This window comes from Streptomyces sp. SP18BB07, from assembly GCF_036322545.1.
In the GTDB taxonomy this organism is placed as follows: Bacteria; Actinomycetota; Actinomycetes; order Streptomycetales; family Streptomycetaceae; genus Streptomyces; species Streptomyces deccanensis.
The window spans coordinates 1-3,108 of the sequence record NZ_JAQYWT010000264.1; the positions used below are offsets into that span (position 1 = coordinate 1).

Annotated in this window: 1 protein-coding gene and 1 tRNA gene; one reads left to right on the forward strand and one right to left on the reverse strand. The window is 71.8% G+C overall.

What is annotated here, in order from left to right; translation table 11 throughout:
- The first annotated feature begins 290 nt into the window (after positions 1-290).
- Positions 291-2,000, forward strand: a complete 1,710-nt coding sequence (locus PUR53_RS11365) for a hypothetical protein (RefSeq protein ID WP_329908205.1) — start codon at positions 291-293, stop codon at positions 1,998-2,000.
- Between the two features lie 274 nt (positions 2,001-2,274).
- On the opposite strand, the gene PUR53_RS11370 is transcribed toward PUR53_RS11365, so the two are convergent.
- Positions 2,275-2,349, reverse strand: a tRNA-Trp gene (locus PUR53_RS11370).
- Positions 2,350-3,108: the final 759 nt, after the last annotated feature.

Below are 3,108 nucleotides of genomic sequence, written 5' to 3' on the forward strand. Positions count from 1 at the left end.
ATCGGCGGCGAGCATGCGCACTCGCTCCCGCGCGGCCTGGCCTTGAGGAGTGAGGCCACCACCCTGCGCATACCTCATAGCCACGAACTACCGCAGGGATCAAGCGATGTCACCCCCGACAACTCAACGGAAAGGTCAGTAACACACCGGATGCCGAAGCCTGGTGGACGCAAGCCACCGCGCTGCTCCCCGCGCTGCTGGCCCACCGCCCCACGCCGGAGGGCGCCCGACTGCTCGCCTACCTGCACAGCAACTGCCCGCCCCAGACGGCCCCCCAACTGACCGCACAGATGACCGACGCGTTCAGCGCCCCGCCCGGCCCCCAGGAACTCGCCGGCTACGACCCCGCCTCGGCCAACCGGCCACCGCGGGCCTGGCTACAGGTCTGGGACTGGTCCCCGGTGCTCCCTGAGCCCGTCCTCACCCCCTGGCAGCCGGTGCTGACCCTGCTGCGCCGCGCCAAACCGTCCGGCCCAGACGACCCGCGCACCACCGGTCCGTTCGTCCAGATCACCGATGCCCCACGGCCCGTCGTGGACGAGAGACAGGCGGCGGCCATCGCCGCCGAACACGGCCCCACCGCGGCCGCCGCCACACTGGCCACCGCTCCCGACGCGGGCGACCCCCGCTACCTGATGGTGCTGCGCGCCCTGATCGAAGGCGACCCGGTGGCCTGGACCACCCAACCGGCCGAGATCACCGCACGCCTCGCCCTGCCCTCACTGTGCGCCTTCTACCTGAGCATCGCCGCCGAACAGACCCGCCGCCGCGACGCCTTCCCCGCCAACGCACTGGCCGAGGCCGTCATGGTGGCCCTCGCCGCGCACCGCGACCACGCCACCCTGGCCGACTCGACCACGACCGATGACCCGGCAACCGGCACTGACCCCGACGACGACTCCTCCACGGCCGACCTGACCGAACAGGCCCTGCTCGACCTGGTGTTCGCAGCCTGGCGTACCGGCACCGACCTCGGCACGAATCTCCCGGCCGTCCTGGACCACCTGTACAACCTGACCGCACCCCTGACCACCCCGGCCGGCACCACACCCGACGACACATCGCCCGGTGCGCTCCCAGCCGACTTCGTCGGCACCGACCCGGCCGGGCGCGCTATCCACTGCCTCCTCGAACACGCCCGACGCCAGCCAAGTGCTCCCGGCGACAGCCTGCCCACCAGACTCCTCCATCACCTGACCACGATCACCGAAGCCACCGGCACCGAGCCCCGGACCGTCGCCGCTCTCGGCCCCTACCTGCCCCTGCTGCACCACCGGGCCCTCGACTGGATCCACGACCACCGCACCGTCCTGCTGCCCCTGCCGGCCGACGGCACCCCCACCGCCGCCTCCGCCTGGCTGCGCTGGGGCCCCGCCCACCCCCCGCTGCTCACCGACCTCGACCGCGCCGAGCTCCTGACCCGTCTACGCACCAGCACCCCGCCCGAAGCCGCCTCCCACATGGCACTGGCACTCCTGGACGACCCGCACATCCTCGGTGACCCGGCCGCCCTCTTCGTCGAACTCGCCGCTGCAGATGGCGGATCAGCCGCCGCCTCCCGCCTGCTGGAACTCCTTGCCCACCACACCGCTCACGCCACAGACGCCGCGGTGCAACTGTGGCGGGCGGCCCTGAGCGCAGGCATGCCCCCAGGAGCCATGGTGGGCGCAGGCACCTTCTCCCTGACCGCCATCGACGAGGCGACCTGGCTCGACCTCACCCTCGCCTCCGCCCGCCACACACCCGCCCTGCGCAACACCGACCACATCGCCGAGCGCGCCGCCCACCACCCCGGCAAGCCCGAAGCCGCGCACCTTGTCGCCCTGCTCGTCGCCCACCCCAGTACCGACCCGTGGCGGGACGCGACCGTCCGTCAGCACGCCCGCAGCCTCCTGACCGCGATTGCCCAACTCCCCCCCGCCCCGGAAGCCGAACGCCCCACACAGGAACTTCGCGACGCACTGATCACCGCAGGCGACATCGACGCCCATCAGATGTAACTACGTGCTGCAGATTTCTGCACGGCGCCCGCAGCCAGGGGCCGCTCGTGATTCTCGCTGGGCCCTTTTCGCTGTCTGCCGGTCTCCTGGGCGGGCCACAAGCGCCTTCGGGCCGCCGCCCGGTGTCCGATCATGATTCGGGGACGGGACGGGCCGTGGATGCGTCTGCACCCGCTCGTGCGCCGGTTCAACGTCGTGGCTTGCGCGGAGGTCTGCGTCCCGAGCCCGTTGAGTGAGCGGCCAGGCCCTCCTGGTACCTGGCCGCTCTGCTGCGCAGGGGCGGCAGGATTTGAACCTGCGGCGTGCGGGTTTGGAGTCCGCTGCTCTGGCCGGGCTGAGCTACGCCCCTTCGGTGGCTGAAGCCTGACACGGCGGTAGTTCTCCCTGCCACCGGATTTCACGCAGCGTGCCCGCGCCGCGATCAGATGCGGGGCGGAACAGGCCGGGCACAGGGGCGGCTCGGCGTCGTCGGGCCGCTGGCATCGCCAGACCGCGCTGGCGTACGCCTCCGCCCGGTTGATCAGGCTCGGCCCGTCGTCGATGGTCTGGATGGCAAGCACGACAGGCCGGACGGCGGCGGCGTCGAACAACTGCAGGCGGAAGGCACCCGGCGCGGGAGCCTGCGCGGTGCCGCGGAACATGTGGTCGTCGACGGTGCGCTCTCGCCGGGCGGCGTACTGAGAGAGGAACCGGGCGACCGGATCGCCGGTGTCGTCAGAAGAAGTGGGGGAGCTCATCGCCTTGTTGTGGTCGGGGCGTCGCGCGGGTGCTCATGGTCGGCCTTCTCGGGATCTACACCACGACCGACCTGCCCCGCGGACGCGGCTGAGCCCACGGACGCCTGCTCATGCATCACGAGCGGCGGTGACCATCACAGCGTAGGGCGCGGGCCGCCGAGTTGGCGGTGTCCGAGGCCGCCGCTGCGCGGTGAGCAGCAGCGCGCCCCGGAGTCGAGCCCGCTCGTCCTGCGGACGCTCCATAGCGGGCAGTGGGGACGCCTCCTGTACGCAGCCGGTACGCGGTATGCACGCTCGGGGATTTCCGAGCCCCGCACCCCCGCTGCCGACTGGTGCTCACCACGCCTGAACCCTGATGCGTTTCACGTCAG

Bases quoted from the DNA above. Each gene is read 5' to 3' on its own strand.
- PUR53_RS11365 (WP_329908205.1), top strand. From the start codon at position 291: ATGACCGACGCGTTCAGCGCCCCGCCCGGCCCCCAGGAACTCGCCGGC.